General features: G+C 62.5%; 13 protein-coding genes. 9 read left to right on the top strand and 4 right to left on the bottom strand.

Going from position 1 to position 19,776, the window contains the following annotated elements:
- Positions 1 to 47: 47 nt before the first annotated feature.
- The 5 genes from GSQ95_RS18880 to GSQ95_RS18860 all read left to right on the top strand — a co-directional run bounded on the left by GSQ95_RS18880 (position 48) and on the right by GSQ95_RS18860 (position 8,567).
- Positions 48 to 434, top strand: a complete 387-nt coding sequence (locus GSQ95_RS18880) for a hypothetical protein (protein ID WP_158894614.1) — start codon at positions 48 to 50, stop codon at positions 432 to 434.
- Positions 431 to 2,695: a hypothetical protein gene (locus GSQ95_RS18875; protein WP_158894611.1), complete on the top strand. Its 2,265-nt coding sequence runs from the start codon at positions 431 to 433 to the stop codon at positions 2,693 to 2,695. Before GSQ95_RS18880 ends, GSQ95_RS18875 begins: the two co-directional genes overlap by 4 nt.
- A gap of 185 nt (positions 2,696 to 2,880) precedes the next feature.
- Positions 2,881 to 6,810 carry a transglycosylase SLT domain-containing protein gene (locus tag GSQ95_RS18870; protein ID WP_158894607.1) on the top strand — a complete coding sequence of 1,310 codons (3,930 nt, stop codon included), beginning with the start codon at positions 2,881 to 2,883 and terminating at the stop codon, positions 6,808 to 6,810.
- A 920-nt stretch (positions 6,811 to 7,730) separates the two neighbouring features.
- Positions 7,731 to 8,210 carry an RNase H family protein gene (locus GSQ95_RS18865; protein ID WP_158894604.1) on the top strand — a complete coding sequence of 160 codons (480 nt, stop codon included), beginning with the start codon at positions 7,731 to 7,733 and terminating at the stop codon, positions 8,208 to 8,210.
- 165 nt (positions 8,211 to 8,375) lie between these two features.
- Positions 8,376 to 8,567 (top strand): hypothetical protein, encoded by a 192-nt coding sequence (locus GSQ95_RS18860; RefSeq protein WP_158894601.1) that lies wholly within the window; start codon positions 8,376 to 8,378, stop codon positions 8,565 to 8,567.
- Between the two features lie 242 nt (positions 8,568 to 8,809).
- On the opposite strand, the gene GSQ95_RS18855 is transcribed toward GSQ95_RS18860, so the two are convergent.
- Complete coding sequence (locus tag GSQ95_RS18855; protein ID WP_256664647.1) at positions 8,810 to 10,483, bottom strand: site-specific integrase; 1,674 nt, start codon at positions 10,481 to 10,483, stop codon at positions 8,810 to 8,812.
- Between the two features lie 93 nt (positions 10,484 to 10,576).
- Here GSQ95_RS18855 and GSQ95_RS18850 point away from each other — a divergent pair, with 93 nt between their 5' ends.
- Genes GSQ95_RS18850 through GSQ95_RS18840 form a run of 3 tightly spaced genes read left to right on the top strand, consistent with a single transcriptional unit; the run spans position 10,577 to position 12,122 of the window.
- Complete coding sequence (locus GSQ95_RS18850; RefSeq protein WP_158894599.1) at positions 10,577 to 11,110, top strand: PilZ domain-containing protein; 534 nt, start codon at positions 10,577 to 10,579, stop codon at positions 11,108 to 11,110.
- Positions 11,107 to 11,397 carry a phosphodiesterase gene (locus GSQ95_RS18845; RefSeq protein WP_158894597.1) on the top strand — a complete coding sequence of 97 codons (291 nt, stop codon included), beginning with the start codon at positions 11,107 to 11,109 and terminating at the stop codon, positions 11,395 to 11,397. Before GSQ95_RS18850 ends, GSQ95_RS18845 begins: the two co-directional genes overlap by 4 nt.
- An 8-nt stretch (positions 11,398 to 11,405) precedes the next feature.
- Entirely contained in the window at positions 11,406 to 12,122 is a 717-nt protein-coding gene (locus GSQ95_RS18840) for a glycerophosphodiester phosphodiesterase (protein ID WP_158894594.1), read from the top strand.
- 100 nt (positions 12,123 to 12,222) lie between these two features.
- Here the strand turns inward: GSQ95_RS18840 and sthA are convergent, their stop codons facing one another.
- Together sthA and GSQ95_RS18830 are read right to left on the bottom strand one after the other, a co-directional pair.
- Positions 12,223 to 13,617, bottom strand: coding sequence for a Si-specific NAD(P)(+) transhydrogenase (gene sthA, locus GSQ95_RS18835; RefSeq protein WP_158894591.1), 1,395 nt, complete (start codon positions 13,615 to 13,617; stop codon positions 12,223 to 12,225).
- A gap of 264 nt (positions 13,618 to 13,881) precedes the next feature.
- Positions 13,882 to 15,324 (bottom strand): glyceraldehyde-3-phosphate dehydrogenase, encoded by a 1,443-nt coding sequence (locus GSQ95_RS18830; RefSeq protein ID WP_158894588.1) that lies wholly within the window; start codon positions 15,322 to 15,324, stop codon positions 13,882 to 13,884.
- A 154-nt stretch (positions 15,325 to 15,478) separates the two neighbouring features.
- On the opposite strand from GSQ95_RS18830, the gene mfd reads away from it, so the two are divergent.
- Complete coding sequence (gene mfd / locus GSQ95_RS18825) at positions 15,479 to 18,928, top strand: transcription-repair coupling factor (RefSeq protein WP_158894585.1); 3,450 nt, start codon at positions 15,479 to 15,481, stop codon at positions 18,926 to 18,928.
- Positions 18,929 to 18,973: 45 nt separating this feature from the next.
- Here mfd and GSQ95_RS18820 read toward each other — a convergent pair whose 3' ends face one another.
- Positions 18,974 to 19,714 (bottom strand): S-methyl-5'-thioinosine phosphorylase, encoded by a 741-nt coding sequence (locus GSQ95_RS18820; protein WP_158894582.1) that lies wholly within the window; start codon positions 19,712 to 19,714, stop codon positions 18,974 to 18,976.
- Between the last annotated feature and the right edge of the window lie 62 nt (positions 19,715 to 19,776).

Raw genomic sequence — 19,776 nt, 5'->3', positions numbered from 1 at the left:
CTGTGCGGAAGGGACCCAGGCGACAGCACTAATCGGAATCACACACCATGAATTACTACAGATCCGCTCCAGGCTCTGGCCCCGAGCATTCCATCCGCTTTGACTACAACGGACATCCCGTCCACTTCCACCCGTTCGGCTACATCGACCTCAAGAGCGTTACGGCTGCCCTGGGGGTTCCGAAGGAGAAGCTCGCGGAGGCCTTGCTTGCCTTCAACCGTATAGCCGTTGAGGACATCACCTGGCGTGATCGGATAGCGAAGGGGCTGACAGCTCCCCTCCCGTCCGAGAGCTTTGCCTGGCTACCTCTGACGCAGTTCAACCACGTTGGCTCTTACCTCATGCCCAGTGAGGGCTCCGACCGGCAGTCCTTCGCGAGCTGGTATGCGGATGCTGTGATGAAGCTCGCTCTGCCTGCGGGAGTCTCCCAATGACCGAGCTCAATACCGCCTACCAGGTGTGGCGTCAGTTCGCGCCTGGCGAGAAAGTCAGCGGCGTTAAGCCTACATCGCAGCTCCGGGTGACCGCTCCAGACATCCCCCACAGCACCCCCCTTTCGGACTCCTTCGCGGGCCTCCGCCAGGCAGCCGGTCAGGCTATCAACGCGAACCTCCGCAGTCAGGCCATTGACTCCCAGACCTCCAAGCAGAAAGCCGAGAACTGGATGAAGTCGGTGTCCCCTGAGGAATTCCGCAAGGCAGCCCAGGAGGGTAACCTCCCGTTCCAGGACGATCCAATCGCCATGGCACGCCTGAGGTACCTCCACGGGTTCAACGCGGGGGTTGCTGTCCAGAACCAGATCGCCTCGAACATCCAGAGCGGCCACTACAAGGATGAGCTGGACGCTGAAGGTAACGTCCTGACCAGCGCTTCCTCCAAGGCCGTCGAGGACTACTACGCGCAGATGAAGTCCATGCGGACGGACATCGCGAAGACCGTGGGGTTTGCTGAGGATGACACTGCACTCACCAACGGGATGTTCCGAGATGCTGAGCGCCAGATCTCCACGATCACAGGCCTTCAGACCCAGGAGACGGACCGCAGGAACCGGGCCCAGGCCAAGATCCTCCACTCCTCAGGGCGCAATGCCCTCCTCTCCCAGGCCGTCAACCAGAGCCCAGACTTTGCCGCTGGTGTTGCTGAGGACTCCTGGAAGCAGGGCTACGAAACGGGCGTCTACAAGGACCTCCCGGATCTCCTGAGGGACGTGGGCTCGACCCTCGACCAGGTGGCAGGTAAGCCTAATGGCGTGCAGACCATCGATCGTCTCCTGACCGCGAAAGTCCCTGGGACCTCCCAGACTGTCCGCGACTTCTATGATGGGGATGAGCTGGAGAACTTCCGGCAGAAGGCCCTCAACCACCAGATCAAGACTGACGCCGAAGCGAACCTCAATTGGAACGTCCAGGTGCAGAACCTCCAGGATGACCCTAACGGTCTCACGGGGCTCTTCCAGCTCCACCAGGAGGAGGTCCAGCGGTCCGGTGGTAGCGAGACAGCCCGGTCCCGGCAGCTCACCCAGGAGATCTCCCAGAAGAAGCACACGCTGGCCGTCCAGGCAGCGAAGCTCCAGACGCAGAACGCTAAGGCTCAGCTCCAGGGGGCCCGTGTGGCTGTCCTGACGCAGGAAGCCGGGCGGTACCTCGCGGGTAATCTCGATGCCCAGTCCTATGAGGTCATGCCAAAGGACCCCGAGCTGGGTGCCTACACCAAGGAAGATGCTCTCCTCATGGAGCGGGGTCTCCTGGAGCGCTACCAGGCGCAGCCGGAGAAGCTCTTGAAGCTGGCCGCGTACATGCCCAACGGGTACATCGCGAACACCGTCAAGGACTACTGGAAGGACACCACAGCCAGCATGGAAGTGGACGCTTCGAGGATCTCCAAGGGGCTGATGCGTCCCGAGGACATCAAGGAGCCTGCCGCACTGGCCTCCATGAACACCCTCAAGAAGGCTGACCCTCTGGCCTTCCGCAAGGTGATCGGTGGGGACACTGAAGCCGTAGCCAAGCTGGACTCGCTTGAGCGCCTCGGCGCCATGGGGCTCAGCTATAAGGATATGGTTCTGGGCCAGGCCAACTGGCACAAGCTGGACGAAAAAGCTCGGAAGACCCAGACGCGAGGAATTGAGAAGGTCCTGAAGGATGAGGCCATCCGACCCAAGTACATCGGGAAGAACGACAGCCTTAAGAACCTTGGCGGGAGTGAATACGCCCAGACCTACATGCGGACCATGACCAACGGCCTGATGACTCTAGGGATTCCCCAAGAGGACGCTCTAAAGAAAGCAGACGCTGCCTTCTCGCAGTACCACGTCGGCCTCAACGGCTTCCCTATCCCTACCTCCTTCTTCTCGGATGTCCGGGCAGAAGACCAGGTGAACGCCGGGATGGATGTTCTCGCGGAGAGCCTCTCAGACTACGCCATCCGCAACGGGATCAAGCCGGAAACTGTCATGCCCGACTACGTTCCAGGTAATGGGTCACTGCTCCTTCGAGCCCCTGGGAAAACCCCGCTGACGATCCTGGCCACTGACCTTCAACAAGGCGCGAAGGCACTCACAGATAAGCGCCGGGAGGCTGCGATCCTGAAGAATGCTGAAGGCGCGGAGAAGGCAGTCAAGGACGCTGCCCAGTCGAAGGCGTCAGCTCGAAGCTCTATTGATGCCCTTAACCAAGCTGCGTCTAGCGGCTTGTAACACGCACCAAGGGCCCGCCCCCTCGGGCCCTCTTGCTGTATCCCCTACAGCGTTTCACCCCTCCCCCTTATCCAGCCCCTTTAGTCCTGCTGCTTGAGTTCGTCTGAGTTGCCCCGTGTGTGGGGCGCTGGAGGCTCAGCCGTGGGGAAACCAGGCGGCAGCACTAAACGGAACACGCACACATCATGACCATCAACACACGCACCTCCGAGGACTCCCCTTATCGGGCTCTCTACGTTTCCGCTGGAGAACAGTACGGGGTGAGCCCGGACCTTCTGGAGTGTCAAGGCTTCGCTGAGTCGAGCTGGAACCCCGAAGCGGTAGGCCCTATGACCAAGTACGGTCAGGCACGGGGTCTCGCCCAGTTTATCCCCGGTACCGGCAAGGCTTATGGCCTGGAGACCGAGGAAGACTTCCACAACCCCGAGAAAGCTATCCCTGCTCAGGCCCGTTACATGGCCGACCTGAAGAAGCGTTTCGGGGGCTCAGAGGAGCTCGCTCTGGCCGCCTATAACATGGGCCCCACGGCACTCCAGCGGAAGCTCGACCGGGCCGGTGGAGTCATCGAGAACGCGGAGATCCCTTCGGAAACCCGTGGGTACCTCGCGAAGATCCTCGGACGCCAGCAAGGCGGATGGAACCAAAATGGTACACGCCCACTGAGCCGGATCGACTTCGGCCAGGCTGCTCCGCTTCCAGATAGCGCTATCGACCGGGTAGCCACCGCAACCCCCGAAGAGCTCGGGACGGATGCTGAGCGATCCTCTTGGGAAACCTTCATGCAGGGCCTCCAGCGCTCCTCCATGGGCTCTGACATCCGTGCTCAGCGGGTCACCATTCCGATAACTGAAAAGGACCTCGACTGGTCCCCAAGCGCCCAGGATCTCCAGCTAGTGAAGGACGCAGGCATTGGCGAGGCAGGAGCTCAATTCGTCTTCGGCCATGCCTACTCTTCGGACGATCTAGAAAGCCTCATCGAGATAGCCAAGGAGAACCGCGCTAGTGCCGCAGCGGACTCTCGTGGGGGCATCCTCACGAGCATCACCGGGGGGCTGGGGGAAATGCTAGGCGACCCCGTGACCTATGGGACCCTTTTGATCCCCGGCGGCGGTGCAGCGGCAGGCCGACTGTTTAACCCTGGGACAGCTCGCATCCTTGCAGGTACGGCGGGAGCTGGTGCAGAAGGTGCCGCTACAGGAGCTCTAACCGAGTCCCTCCGGGAATCCTCCACAGGCGTAGACGCAGACTACCGAAGCGCCATCCTCGCGGGTGCAGTAGGCGGAGCAGCCCTTCACGGGGTCGCCGCGGGGGTCAAGATGGCTCTCGGTCGGAACAACCCCATGGACTCCTTCCGATACGTCGAGGACGCTGAGACCTCCAAGCACCTCGAAGACCTCGGGGTGATCCCTGAGCAACCCTACGCGCCCGGTCCGATGACCGAGAAGATCCTTGCCCAGGAGGCCCTCCGCAAGAAGGCCCAGGATCTCGGCTTTTACGCTGAAGGGTCTGAGGCGAGGGTCTCGAAAGGTGAGTACGTCAAGAAGCGCCTGGCGTCGATTCCCAAGGACGGCCCGAAGGTCTCCAAGGATCAGATCGCCAAGGAATACGATGGGCTCAACGGGCTCACCGATATGGCGGACACCTACAACCCTGTCTCCCGTCTCTCCACCATCGGGGAGCGGATGCGGTCCAGTCAGAACGAGGAGATCCGCAGGACAGCCCTGGGGCTCTTCCGTAACGACAAGCAGTACAAGGACGGTACCTCGGGCCTCGACCGGATGACCGGCGAAGAGGTCAAGCGGAACCTGGACAATGAGTGGTTCGATGTCGACTCCACCTATTCCCGCCACGTTGAGGACTACATCAAGAGCAAACGCTCTAGTGGCCTATCCAAGACTGAGCTGGAAGAGGAGTTCGGCTACCTCGTGACCATCGCTCGGGAGAGCGGTAAGGCCGATGGGATGCCCGAGTCGGTGACCCAGGCGGCGGACCTGATGGGCAAGTTCTATGACAAGCGCATCGGGGATGTCCTCACCCCCGCAGGCCGGTTCGGTCACGGGGCAGACATCATCGAGAACCCGGATACCTGGAAAGGCGTCCAGCGCTACTCCCCGGTCATCATGGACACCGCCAAGGTGGCCCGTGCATCGGCCAAGGTGGGCGGCGATGAGCGCCTGCAAGAGATCACCGGCAGGGCCCTCTATGCCTCCCTCGGGGACCCCAAGGTTCGCGAGAAGGCTGTCCAGGCGTATGAGAAGCAGGCTTCCGATGGACTCCTAAAGGCCACCGATGAGGCTGGCAAGCTCACCCCGGACTTCCGCAGGTGGGCCCTGGGGGAAGCCAGAAAGCAGGCATTCGGCTACATCGATCAGGACATGAGCCGTATCAAGGCCCATCTCTATCGATCAACAGATGCACAGGAAGCGCCTGACTTCATGAAAGCCCGTGGGATCTTCTCGGTGGACCGGGAGATAACCCTGGCCGACGGCTCGACGTTCTCCATCAACAAGGACCTCCGAAGCGGTGACGTGCGCTCCATCCTCCACAGCTACCACAAGAGGACCGCAGGGGATCTTGCGATGTCCGTAGGTCTCGGTGACCGTGGCTTGCCGGGTTACCTCGAACGACTCTCGCGGATTGAGGAGCAAATCGCACGAGCCAAGCAGACGAATCCAGAGTTAGAGAGATATCTGAAGGGGGACCTGAGCGCCCTGAAAATCGCTGCCAAGAAGATGTATGGAATGAGCCTGAGACCAGATGACGGGTCGTGGTTCGACCACTTGGCGCAGGGCCTCACTAACCTATCCTTCGTGGCGAAGTCGGCCTATATGGGCCCCATGAATTACACCGAGATCGCCGCCGGCCTGACCAACTATGGTTTGGGTTTCTTCGTGAAGGCCCTCCCCGGTGTCGGTGAGATGTTCCAGCGGGTGGCCCGAGGAAAGGCCACGGCAGATGACCTGCGGATGCTCCAGAACCGCCTCTGGGGTGAAGAGATCCACGATGTCGTTTATCCCTCGCACCTACACACCACCTACGCCATCGCCAAGGAGACCTCGATTGCTCCCATCGCTGCCTTCAAGGCTGGCACCCAGCGGCTAGCCCAGGTAGCCCCCTCAGCGAAGCTCCTCGGGGCCACCACTAACCGGATCGTCAAGGCAGCCCAGGAAGAGTTCCTAGCGGAGCTCGTTCGGCACGCCCACGGGAAGCCCTCCAAGGTCTTCGCGGATCTCAAGCTGAAGCACATGGCGGTAGATCCCAAGCAGTTCAAGGAGGTGCTCAGCCACGTCAAAGCGAGCTCCAAGCTGGACAAGAAGGGACGCCTGAGCTTCGACGCCGGGAGGTTCCTCCAGGGGACTCCTCAGGTGGTCTCGGAGATTCGCCGGATGGGTGACATCGCAGCTACTGACGTGATCCAGCGGCCCTCCTTGGGAGACACCTTCATTTGGGCGGACTCTGGGAAGTCTTCGCTGATCGCCTTTGTAACCCAGTTCCAGACATTCTCCATGCGGTCCCTTGAGAAGAAGTTTTTGCGGGGGGCTAACCGGATCAAGAACGGGGACGTGGATGAGGCCCTCCAGGCGGTCCTATCCGTGGGCCTTTCGGGCTTGGGTGTCGCCGCCTTCGCGGCTATCCGTGGCCAGACGATCCGTGATGAGGAGAAGCGTAGCCAGTTCTATAAGAACGCCATGGGCTATGACTCCGATTCGGGGGATTGGGACTTGGGAACGCTGGCTATCGGAGCCCTCAAACGTTCGAGTTACATGGCCGGCCCGAGCATGGCGTATGACACCTTAGGGAGTCCTATTGGACTTCCCTACGCTGGCATGGGGCGGACCACTCGCGACACCGAATTAGACGCAACGGAGACGCCCAAGGCTTGGAAGCCTCTGGGGATCAGTGACGCCTGGGCGAATTTGCCCGCCGTGAAATATGCGGAGCAGTTCGGGAGCGTTCCGGTGAACCTGGCGAACCTCCTTCGGAGTGATCTCGATGAGGAGCAGGTGGAGCGCCAGAAGGTAGCTCTGCTGAGGAACCTCAAAGGGATCTTGCCCAATGACCCGGCGACACAGGGCGCCCTAGGGTGGCTTATGGAACACGGGGCCTACGAGTAACAGATACGGGCCAGGGATGGCCTTTTCTTCCACAGGATAAAAGCAGTATGAACAAGCAGCCTACGGTGCTTCTGTCAGCAGAAGAACTAGCGGCGCTATCTTCGAAGATAGGAGCTCAGGCGGACAGACTCATTGAGACAATCTCTATCCGGCTAAAGCCGAAACGGCCGCTTGCTGCGACCAGCTCCGGGAGAGGACGGCCTGCGAAAGCGATCATTAACCCCTTCCATGGCTACTTTGGTCCTACATCTACTTGGGGGGCATACCCGTGGTGGGCTATGGACGTGCTGGAAGGAATTGCGCGGCTCGACTGGCATGACCGAAGCTCAGCAAGCGCCGGGAAGTCTATGCCCCTGTCCCTATCCACCCTCCTTCTAGTGCTCACGTCGCTGGCTGAGGTTTCGACCCTCACAGTGGGGAACCTGACAGGTCTAGCCGAAAGACACGCGCGGCGCTACGTAAAAGCAGTAGAGCTGTCTATCCCACATCTGCTACGAAGCCGGCCAGCCGAAATCGTGGCGGAAATGGAGGGCGAAAATGCGCCAGTTTACGGCCAGCACGCATGGACAGATATCGACTCCATGCTCCCACCTTATGACCAGCACCACGCAATCTTGGCGGCGGCACTAGGGAGCGATGCCTTGGGAATTTCGGCCGCATTATAACAACGGGACCGCCTGGGCCTTTTGGGCCCCTGTAGCTTTGAGACTCAAGGGATGGAGACCAAATATCATCATCCCCTGTCCCTGCCTCTATGGAGATCCTTAAGTTATCCCTCAGGTCGCCGAGGGTACTCGGACATCTGAGCATTCCTGAAGAACAGCCATCCGCACCACCCGCTACTACCTGCAACGGGTAATGGTCTCAGTCACCCCCTCCCTCTTGGGCTCCCCACAGGCCCATCCATCGAAGAACCCACTATGTACCGGATCTATGCTGCTGGCGCTTGCCGCCATAACAACAGCGCCCTACTCGCCTATGCTGGCCTTGGCGCATTTCTCATCAACCCCCAGGGGCTCACCTTGGAACTCGCGAGGCCCATCGACGAGAACAGACCCACGAGCAATAAGGCTGTAATGCTCGCCATGATTGCCGCATTGGAGGTCCTCACGGGTAAGCCTCGGACCAGCGTCCGTATCTTCTCTAATAACGAGATGGTCATTACCAGCGCTGCTACACGCTTGGCCGAATGGAGGGCGAACGGATGGAGGAAGTCGAATAAAAAGCCCGTAGAGAATGCTGAACTGTGGCAGACCTTGGACGAGCACCTCCAGAACCATGCGGTCTCCTTCGAATGGCTCCAAGGTCGCTCATCTTGCCCGGAGTTCAAGAAGGCCAGTTGGCTGGCTCAACAGGGCACTGATGGGAGAGTTATCAAGAGTTACAGCGAGGCTCCGTAGGTTGTCAGAGCGGTCCCGTCAGTGTTGCCTATGGCGGGGCCAAACAGTCTGCGGAAGCAAAGCTATAACCGTTTAGTTTCTCCTCACCTATAAGGCGGCAGTTTCTCCTCACCTAAGCCAGATAGAGATTACCTACAAGGCATTCAATTCTGATAAGGAGACACTATGACCGATGCGACACCGCAAACTCTTGCAGCTTCGAAGGCTGCTAAGATCCTCGCAGCCCTGGGCTCATTGGCTAAAGACAAACGTACCTGGGCTTTTCTGGCCGCTGTTTCGGCTGCTGCTGGCTATCACCTTTCTCCTGAGCTCGCTCAAGCGCTTGGTGCCCTTGTGGATGCCCTAGCGACTTCCTAAGCCTTCCGCAGACTGTTTGGCCCCGCCATAGGCAACACTGACGGGACGACCTCGATGGCGATGCTCCCTGTCCCACAGCTCGGACTGTTAACCGGTAAAGGGGACCAGACTTCACCATGGGCGCAGGGATGATGCCGCCATGACATCACGCCCTATGAGCTTCCTAGTAACGCCCCGTTCGATCCCTCTTTGGGCTCCGCCTCAGAACTGGCGACCCGTACACATTGCACAGCGCGATTCGCTCAAAGGAGCCCCGCTTCCCTGGCAATGCTCGGGAATTTCGTCATCTCCTCAGCCAGGCGGCTCAAGGGCATCTGCCCGTAGCTGCGGCTTACCGAGCCATCGGAGTGCCCCGTGAGGGCATCATGGACGTCCTCAGGAATCCCCGTGGATCGGCTGAGGGTCTTGAACGCATGGCGGAACCCGTGTGCCGGTTTAGCCGAGCTTTTGAGGGCGACCTTGTCTCTTAGGTACCGCTCCCAGTGGAGACCGAACTTGATCCCGTACCAGCCGCCCGAATCAGCGGGAAGACCTGGGAACAACTGACCACCCTTCGGGAGCCCTTCGAGGTATTTCAGGAACCCTAGCGCAATGAGGTCCGGGTGCAAGGGTACGAGTCGGCGGCTCCCCTGAGTCTTCACGGTGCGCCCTTTATCGTCGTCCGCCTCAAGGATGCTCAGATAGCGAATGCCCTCCTTATGGGTCTTCACGTCAGACACGTAGAGCTGACAGAGCTCCTCCCTTCGGGCTCCCGTGTAGGCCGCGAGCAGTGGCACCCAATAGAGCGCCTCACCCAGATCAGCACGGGGAGACCTCCATCCCTCCGTGTGCGCAGGGCCCTGGAAGATCTTCACGAGCTCCTCCATGGAGTAATCCTTGGGAGCCACCTTCGCTCTCTTCATTGCCGCCTTGTCGAGCCGCTTTGATGCTCCAGAGGCCGTCACGGGATTCTCCTGGAGGAGACCCATCTCAACGGCATAGCCAAGCACAGCCGATAGCATCATCAGCTTCACCTTGACGGTCTTCATTGCCAGCAAGGGAAGATCCTCAGAGGCGGCCAAGGCTATCCGCTCTCTGATATTCAGTCCCCGCAGGCCTGGGGCTTTGTTTGGAAGCTGAAGGAGGTCCTGCCGGTACTCTTGGACCTTCTGACGATCAATGGCGGAAACAGGGAGATCCCCGTAGAGCTCCACGAAGCCCTCCAGGTTGGAGCGGTAGGTACTGGCGGAGCGTTGATAACTACGCGTGTCGCCTTCCCCTCTCTTCCGGTCGGCCAGGTAGAGCTCAAACACCGTCATCAGGGTTTTCCCCTTCAGCTCCTTTTCGAAGCTCAGTGGGGATTCCTTCAGGAGCGGGGCTTCGGTGACCCAATCCCCTTCGCGGCGCTTCTGGGCGAGCTCTGAAAGGCGGAGCAGATGTTCAGAGAATGCCCGGTAGAGACGCCTGTAGAGAGGCGCCATGGGGTCCAGCTCCGGTAATCCAACCTTCTCCGTCTCTTCGACGATAACACTCTCCAACCAACCCTCAGGGACTTCATTCCCCCTCAGGTGACTCCTCAGGGTCTCAGGCGTGTCCTCGGCTGCTCCTGTAGGCGCGAGCAATGCCGTGAAGTCTCCGGTCCGTTCCATCTCATCAAGAGTCTTCCGAAACCACCTAGCGGCCATCTGCTGGATGTCCCGCTCTGGTACCTCTGGCGGAGCTTCCGTCAATCGGAGCCTCTCGCGGGCTTCCTCAAAGTGCTTCTCGGAATCAATCCAAGCTTGAGCAAAGCGGACCTTTGCCTGAGAGAGATCCTTGGTCTTAAGGGTCCGCTTATAGATCTCAGGGAGGACCTCGCGGAGATCCTTCGGGACCTTCCTCCGTATGTAGTAAACGCCTGTAGTAGGATGCCGATATGGAGAGGCCATCTGAGTCATCGTGTGTCTTCCAGGTGTACCAGTTTAGCGCCTACGGGGAACCTCTGGCACCCCGCTAACCCTTGATGTTGCTGTATTCCTGGTGGGTAGCCCTTGGACAGACGAGAGTTCTACAGAATCACCGACCGTATCGCACTGCAAATCAGCCCTGCCGACGGGGTCCCCGGCGAGACCGCGCCCTTGTTCGCACTCCTGAGCGAACTGCATCAGCTGGAATTCGAATCCCGCCACCTGCTGCGCAATCTGGACGAGCGCGACCGCGCCGTCACCGCCTGCCTGCGCCTGGTGAACAAGCGCCTGGACCTGCTCGGCCAGGCCTTTACCTGGAATCTGCTGCACGACAGCGGCGCCACTCGCGACGTGGTGCTGTCCGAGGGCGGCCTGGCCTTCGTCGATGCCGAGCGCTACGCCCTGGGCACCCGACTGGACCTGCGCATGGCATTGCCGCCTCAGGGCCTGGGTCTGCAGGTGCTGGCGGAGGTGACCGGCTGCCAGGCCGTGGCCGGCGGGTACGAGATCGGCACCAGCTTCATCGACCTGGAAGACGCCCAGCGCCAGTTGCTGGCGCGCCATGTCCTGCGTCAGCAGGCCCGGGTACGCCGCGCCGACCGCGGAGACGAGGCGTGAAACGCCCCTGGCTGGCGGCCTTGCTGCTCGGCATCGCCCTGCCCGGCTGGGCCGAGACCCTGCAGATCCCGCTGGGCCAGCAGGGCGACGGCAATACCGCGCTGCCGCTGCGCGGCGACAGTCGCAGCCAGGTCCTGGAGCGCTTCGGCCTGCCCGACCAGGAGCATCCGCCAGTCGGACGCCCGGCGATTCGCCGCTGGGATTACAGAGATCTCAGCGTCTATTTCGAAAACGATCGGGTGCTGGACGCGGTCCGTGAACCGCGGCGCCCGGTCCCGTCACCCTAGGAGCCCCCATGACCCTCATTTACGGACACCGCGGTGCCCGCGGCGAAGCCCCGGAAAATACCCTGGCCGGTTTCGAGCTGTGCCTGGAGCTGGGCGTCCGGCGCTGCGAACTGGATCTGCACCTCTCCCGGGACGGCGAGCTGGTGGTGATTCATGACCCGACCCTGAAACGTACCACCGGGCGAGGCGGCAAGGTCAGCGAAAAGGCCGTCGCCGATCTGGTCGCCCTGGATGCCCGCCAGGGCGGCCCGGTCTGGCCACGCCCCTGCCCTATCCCGACCCTGCGCGAACTGTTCGAGAAGTGCGCCTTCGAACACTGGCAGCTGGAGGTGAAGAGCGCCTCGCGGGTGCGAGCGGCGCAGACCGTCAGGGCCATCGCCCAGCTGGTCGAGGAATTCGGCTTGCCGGACAGGATCACCGTGACCAGCGCCTCGCGCGAGGTCCTGCGCGCCCTACAGCGCGATACGCCGCATCTGGCGCGTGGGCTGGTGGCGGAATACGCCTGGCTGGATCCGCTCAAGGTGGCCGCTCACTACGACTGCCACCTGCTGGCGCTGAACTGGACGCTGTGCACCCCGGAACGGCTGCTCAAGGCGCAGCGCCAGGGCTTGCATGTCTCGGTCTGGACGGTGAACGACGCCAGCCTGATGCGCCGCCTGGCCGACTTCGGCGCGGACAGTCTGATCACCGACTTCCCGAGCCTGGCGCGACGGACATTGGGGTAGGCGTCCTGCCTGCCAAGAATCGCGGCCATGGGCCGCTCCTGCAGGCACGGACGTCACCGTAGGAGCGGCCCATGGCCGCGATGCCTTTCCGACCGAGACGTCAGAACAGCCGATTCAAGCCATCGAACGCCGCCACCCGGTAGGCCTCGGCCATGGTCGGGTAGTTGAAGGTGGTGTTGACGAAATAGCGGATGCTGTTCGCTGCCCCTTCCTGGTTCATGATCGCCTGGCCGATGTGCAGGATCTCCGACGCCTGGTCGCCGAAGCAGTGCACGCCAAGCACCTGCAGGGTCTCGCGGTGGAAAAGGATCTTCAGCATGCCCACCGGTTCGCCGGAGATCTGCGCCCGCGCCATGCTCTTGAAGAAGGCCTTGCCGACCTCGTAGGGCACCTTTTCCTGGGTCAGCTCGCGCTCGGTCTTGCCCAGCGAACTGATCTCGGGAATGGTGTAGATGCCGGTGGGGATGTCGTTGACCACCCGCCCGTTGTTGTCGTGCAGGAGGTTGTCCGACGCCGAACGCCCCTGGTCGTAGGCGGCACTGGCCAGACTCGGCCAGCCGATGACGTCGCCCGCCGCATAGATGTTGGCGACCGAGGTCCGGTAGTTCTCGTCGACGGTGACCTGGCCCCGGCTGTTGACCGAGATGCCCACGTTCTGCAGGCCCAGCTGGTCGGTGTTGCCGGTCCGGCCGTTACACCACAGCAGGGCATCGGCGCGCAGCTTCTTGCCGGACTTCAGGTGCAGGACGACGCCGTTTTCCTGGCCTTCGATGCGCTCGTATTCCTCGTTGTGGCGAATGAGCACATTGTTGTTCTGCAGGTGATAACTCAGGGCGTCGGAGATCTCGTCGTCGAGGAAGCTGAGCAGTTGGTCGCGGTTGTCGATCAGGTCCACCAGCACGCCGAGGCCGCTGAAGATGGAGGCGTATTCGCTGCCGATCACCCCGGCGCCGTAGATGATCAGTCGGCGCGGGGTATGGGTCAGCGACAGGATGGTGTCGCTGTCGTAGATGCGCGGATGGCTGAAGTCCACGTCCACCGGACGATAGGGACGCGAACCGGTGGCGATGACCACCTGCTTGGCCACCAGGCGCTCCAGGTCGCCGCGCAGGTTGACGATCTCGATGGTGTTGTCGTCGGCGAAGCTGGCAGTGCCGAAGAACAGGTCGACCCGGTTGCGCGCATAGTAGCCGGTACGGGATGAAACCTGCCGGGCGATCACCCGCTCGGCGCTGCGCAGCACGTCGGGAAAGGAGAACCAGCGCGGTTCGCCAATGGAGCGGAACATCTCGTTGGTGTTGAACTGGATGATCTGCTTGACCGAATGGCGCAGCGCCTTGGAGGGAATGGTGCCCAGGTGGGTGCAGTTGCCACCGACCACCTGGCGATTGTCCACCACCGCCACGCGGCGGCCATTCTTGGCGGCGTTCATCGCCGCGCCCTCACCGGCCGGTCCCGAACCCAGTACCACCACGTCGTAGCTATAGACCGCCATGCTTTCTCCTCAGAAGGTTAGCCGTCCGCAGGCGACGGCTGGAGCCGGACCGCCTCATGCGAGGCCGGATCCGACGCGAGATCGCCCCCAAGGGGCTGCGACCTCTTGTCACGGGCCGCTATTGTGGCGCAAAACCCGGTCAAAACGAAAACGGGAGCCACCAGGGCTCCCGTTTTTTCTTGCCAGTCAGCCTTGCCTAAGGCTTTGCCTGAAAAGGCCTGCGCTCGGTCGGCGACTCTTCAGACAAGCCCTAGGACGCAAGACTCAGGCCGGGAAGGCCGGCGGATTGACCCCCGCCATCTCTTCCAGCACCCGCACGACCTGGCAGCTGTAGCCGAACTCGTTGTCGTACCAGACATAGAGGACGACACGGTTGTCGCTGACGATGGTGGCACCGGCATCGACCACGCCCGCATGACGGGAGCCGACGAAGTCGCTGGAGACCACTTCCGGCGAGTTCACGAAATCGATCTGCTTGTGCAGCGGCGAGTGCAGCGCCATTTCGCGCAGATACTCGTTGATCTCGTCCTTGCTGGTGCCGTTTTCCAGGTTCAGATTGAGGATCGCCATGGAAACGTTGGGCGTCGGCACGCGGATGGCGTTGCCGGTCAGCTTGCCAGCCAGTTCCGGCAGGGCCTTGGCCACGGCCTTGGCGGCGCCGGTCTCGGTGATCACCATGTTCAGCGCGGCGCTGCGACCACGGCGATCGCCCTTGTGGAAGTTGTCGATCAGGTTCTGGTCGTTGGTGTACGAGTGCACGGTCTCGACGTGACCATTGACGATGCCGTACTTGTCGTTGACCGCCTTGAGGATCGGCACGATGGCGTTGGTGGTGCAGGAGGCCGCGGTGACGATGGTGTCTTCGGCGGTGATGGTGTCATGGTTGATGCCATGCACGATGTTCTTCAGGCTGCCCTTGCCGGGTGCGGTCAGCACTACGCGGGAGACGCCCTTGCACTTGAGGTGCTGGCCCAGGCCTTCGGCATCGCGCCATCTGCCGGTGTTGTCGACCACGATGGCATCCTGGATGCCGTAGGCGGTGTAGTCGACCGTGGTGGGATCGTTGGAGTAGATCACCTTGATCAGGGTGCCGTTGGCGCACAGGGTGCTGTTGGCTTCGTCGACGGTGATGGTGCCGTCGAAGGAACCGTGCACGGAATCGCGACGCAGCAGGCTGGCACGCTTGACCAGGTCGTTGTCGGCGCCCTTGCGCACGACGATGGCGCGCAGGCGCAGGCCGTCGCCGCTACCCTGGTGCTCGATGAGGATGCGCGCCAGCAACCGGCCGATACGACCGAAGCCGTAGAGCACGACGTCCTTGCCCTTGCGCTGCTCGACGCCCTGCTTGCCGACCACGGCAGACAGCTCGCTGCGCAGGAAGTCCTTGAGGTCGCGACCGGCGGCTTCGGCCTTGAACTTCAGGCTCAGGCGGGCCAGGTCGATGGAGGCGGCGCCCAGTTCCAGTTCGCTCAGGGCCTTCACCAGCGGGTAGGTGTCCTGCACGGACAGCTCGACGTTGTCGATCTGGCGGGCGAACCGATGGGCCTTGAGAATGGAGATCACCGAACGGTTGACCAAACCGCGACCGTAAATCGAGGTCACAACATTGTTGTTACGGTACAGCTGACCAATCAGGGGAATCATGGCCTCGGCGAGCGCTTCGCGATCGATCCATTCTTCAAGGCACTGCTCAGGCTTCTGACTCACGACAAATCCTTCCCTATGTAGGAGCTGAAAAAAGGAACTACATTATGACCGCGCTGCCTCTCCCAGGCAATCGACGCGCGTCGCTGCACTGACAGCGCGAAAGCCCGGTCGTTACAATCCCAACCCTCCCGAAATCCACCGGAGTTCCGCCCGCGTGTCAGTTTTGCGTACCCCGTCAATTCCTGAAACCGCCGGCCGCCAGCAGTGGGGCAATCTGCCCGGCGCCGCGCTAGCCCTCGCCATCGCTGAAGCCGCCAAGGCCGCGACTCGCCGCTTCACCCTGCTGATCACCCAGGACAGCCAGACCGCTGATCGCCTGGAGCAGGAACTGCGCTTCTTCGCGCCCGAGTTGCCAGTGCTGAATTTTCCCGATTGGGAGACGCTGCCCTACGATGTCTTCTCGCCGCACCAGGACATCATCTCCCAGCGCGTCGCGACTCTTTATAGGTTGCCGGAGCTCTCCCACGGTATTTTGGTAGTCCCTTTGGCGACCGCCCTACACCGCCTGGCACCCACCCGTTTCCTGCTCGGCAGCAGCCTGGTGCTGGACGTCGGCCAGCGCCTGGACGTGGAAGCCACCCGCGGACGGCTGGAAGCAGCCGGCTATAGATATGTGGACACGGTGTACGAACATGGCGAGTTCGCCGTGCGTGGCGCCCTGATCGATCTCTTCCCCATGGGCAGCAACCTGCCCTACCGCATCGACCTCTTCGACGACGAGATCGAGACGCTGCGCACCTTCGATCCGGAAACGCAGCGATCCATCGACAAGGTCGACAGCATCCGCCTGCTGCCGGCGCGGGAATTTCCGCTGCATAAAGAAGCCGTGACCGGCTTTCGCGCGCGATTCCGCGAGCGCTTCGACGTGGACTATCGCCGCTGCCCCATCTATCAGGACCTGGCCAGCGGCATCACGCCGGCGGGCATTGAGTACTACCTGCCGCTGTTCTTCGACGAGACCTCGACCCTCTTCGACTATCTGCCGGCCAACACCCAGGTGTTTTCCCTGCCGGGTATCGAACAGGCCGCCGAGCAGTTCTGGACCGATGTCCGCAATCGCTATGAAGACCGCCGGGTCGATCCGGAGCGGCCGCTGCTGCCACCGGCCGATGTCTTTTTGCCGGTGGAAGACTGCTTCGCCCGCCTGAAGAACTGGCCGCGAGTGGTGATTGGCGCGGACGACCTGGAATCCGGCGTGGGCCGTGAGCGCTTCGGCGCCAGCGCCCTGCCGGACCTGGCCATCGATGCCAAGGCCAGCCAGCCGCTGGCAGCCCTGGAGCACTTCATCACCGACTTCCCCGGCCGGGTGCTGTTCACCGCGGAAAGCGCCGGTCGCCGCGAAGTGCTGCTTGAGTTGCTGGCCCGGCTGAATCTGCGCCCCGGCCAGGTCGAGGGCTGGGCGGCCTTCCAGGCCAGCGCCGAGCGCATCGCCATCGCCCTGGCGCCGCTGGACGAGGGCCTGGTGCTGGATGACGCCGGCGTCGCCCTGATCCCGGAAAATCCGCTGTTCGGCCAGCGCATCATGCAGCGCCGCCGCCGCGAGAAGGGTCGCGATGCCGGCGAGAACGTCATCAAGAACCTCACCGAGCTGCGCGAAGGCGCGCCGGTGGTGCATATCGATCATGGCGTCGGTCGCTACATGGGCCTGATCACCCTGGAGCTGGACGACCAGCCTCAGGAATTCCTCCTGCTCGAATACGCCGACGACGCCAAGCTCTATGTGCCGGTGGCCAGCCTGCACCTGATCGCCCGCTATTCAGGCACCGACGATGCCCTGGCGCCGCTGCACAAGCTGGGTTCCGAGACCTGGCAGAAGGCCAAGCGCAAGGCCGCCGAACAGGTGCGCGACGTGGCCGCCGAACTGCTCGACATCTATGCCCGCCGCGCCGCGCGCAAGGGCTATGCCTTCAGGGACCCGGCCGTCGACTACGCCACCTTCTCCGCCGGCTTCCCCTTCGAGGAAACGCCGGACCAGCAGGCCGCCATCGAGGCGGTGCACAAGGACATGCTGGCGGGCACGCCCATGGACCGCCTGGTCTGCGGCGACGTGGGCTTCGGCAAGACCGAAGTGGCTATGCGCGCGGCCTTCATCGCCGTGCACGGCGGTCGCCAGGTGGCGGTGCTGGTCCCCACCACCCTCCTCGCCCAGCAGCACTACAACAGCTTCCGCGATCGCTTCGCCGACTGGCCGGTGCGCGTCGAGGTGATGAGCCGCTTCAAGTCGACCCAGGAAGTCGCCGCCGCCGCGCGCGAGCTGGCCGATGGCAAGATCGACATCATCATCGGCACCCACAAGCTGTTGCAGGGCGATGTGAAGTTCAAGGACCTGGGTCTGGCCATCATCGACGAGGAGCACCGCTTCGGGGTGCGTCAGAAGGAACAGCTGAAGTCGCTGCGCAGCGAGGTGGACATCCTCACCCTCACCGCCACGCCGATTCCGCGCACCCTGAACATGGCGGTGGCCGGCATGCGCGACCTGTCCATCATCGCCACGCCCCCGGCCCGCCGGCTTTCGGTGCGCACCTTCGTCATGGAAGAGCAGAACGCGGTGATCAAGGAAGCCCTGCTGCGCGAACTCCTGCGCGGCGGTCAGGTGTACTTCCTGCACAACGAGGTCAAGACCATCGAGAAGCGCGCCCGGGAACTGACCGAGCTGGTGCCCGAGGCCCGCGTCGGCATCGGCCACGGGCAGATGCGCGAACGCGATCTCGAACAGGTGATGAGCGACTTCTACCACAAGAGATTCAACGTGCTGGTGGCCTCGACCATCATCGAGACCGGCATCGACGTGCCCAATGCCAACACCATCATCATCGAGCGCGCCGACAAGTTCGGCCTGGCCCAGCTGCACCAGCTGCGCGGCCGGGTCGGGCGCAGTCACCACCAGGCCTACGCCTACCTGCTCACGCCGCCCCGCAAGGGCATGACGCCGGATGCCGAAAAGCGCCTGGAAGCCATCGCCGGCGCCCAGGACCTGGGGGCCGGCTTCATCCTGGCGACCCACGACCTGGAAATCCGTGGCGCCGGCGAGCTGCTCGGCGAAGGCCAGAGCGGGCAGATCCAGGCGGTGGGTTTCACCCTCTATATGGAAATGCTGGAGCGGGCGGTCAAGGCCATCCGCAAGGGCGAGCAGCCCAACCTAGAAAAGCCCCTGGGGGGCGGTCCGGACATCAACATGCGCGTCCCCGCGCTGATCCCGGAAGACTACCTGCCCGATGTCCATGCGCGGCTGATCCTCTACAAGCGCATCGCCTCGGCAGCGGACGAAGACGCTCTCAAGGAATTGCAGGTGGAGATGATCGATCGCTTCGGACTTCTGCCGGAACCGACCAAGAATCTGGTGCGCCTGACGCTGCTCAAGCTGCGCGCGGAAGGCCTGGGCATCGTCAAGGTGGATGCGGGCCCCCAGGGCGGGCGGCTGGAATTCGCCGCCGATACCCAGGTGGATCCGCTGGTGCTGGTGAAGATGATCCAGGCGCAGCCGAAGAAATACCGGCTGGAGGGCGCGACCCTGTTCAAGTTCCAGGTGCCGATGGAGCGGGCGGAAGAGCGCTTCAACGTCCTGGAAGCCCTGTTCGATCGCCTGACGCCCGCCGCCAGCTGAGCGACGAGCCGCTCCCCGGGTATCCCCGGGAGCGGCTCGTCGCTATCAGCCCGTCAGCACCTCGGCCAGCACCTGCCGCACCTCGTCGATGCCGCTGGCCAGGACCGCTTCGATCTCGGCCATGGTGATTTCCCGCTGCACCTTGCCGGCCGCCGGATTCACCACCAGCGCCAGGCAGGCGTAGGGCAGAGCGAGTTCGCGCGCCAGGGCCGCTTCCGGCATCCCGGTCATGCCGACGACGTCGCAGCCATCTCGCTCCAGCCGGACGATTTCCCCTGCGGTCTCCAACCGCGGTCCCTGGGTGGCGGCATAGACGCCATGGTCGCTGTGCGGCAGCTGCAGCTTGCGTAGCGCATTCAGCAGCCGCTGGCGCAGGGACTCGTCGTAGGGAAAGCTGAAGTCGATGTGGGTGACATGCGCAAGGTCGGCGCCTTCGAAGAAGGTATGGCCGCGCCCCCAGGTGTAGTCCACCAGCTGGTGGGGCACGCACAGATGGCCACTGCCCATGGCGGCATGGATACCGCCCACGGCATTCACCGCGACGATGGCCTCGGCGCCGGCTTCCTTGAGTGCCCAGAGATTGGCGCGGTAGTTGACCTGGTGCGGCGGAATGCGGTGCGGATGGCCGTGGCGCGCCAGGAACAGCACCGGTCGGCCGGCATAGTGGCCGCGCTGCACGGGCGCCGAGGGCGCACCCCAGGGCGTCTCGAAGGTCTGGGCCTGGTCCAGCTCCAGGCCGGCGAGCGCGGTGAGACCGGTACCGCCGATGATGGCGTAGGTAGTCATGGAAACGTCCTTAGAGCCTGTTCAAAGGCTCGCGAGCTAGAGACAAACAAGGCGAAAATGCC

Origin of the sequence: Pseudomonas sp. BAV 4579, from assembly GCF_009765395.1 — a bacterium.
Lineage (GTDB): Bacteria > Pseudomonadota > Gammaproteobacteria > Pseudomonadales > Pseudomonadaceae > Chryseomonas > Chryseomonas aestiva.
The sequence above is the reverse complement of the archived record's forward strand: the minus strand, read 5'-3'. Positions and strand labels throughout refer to the sequence as shown.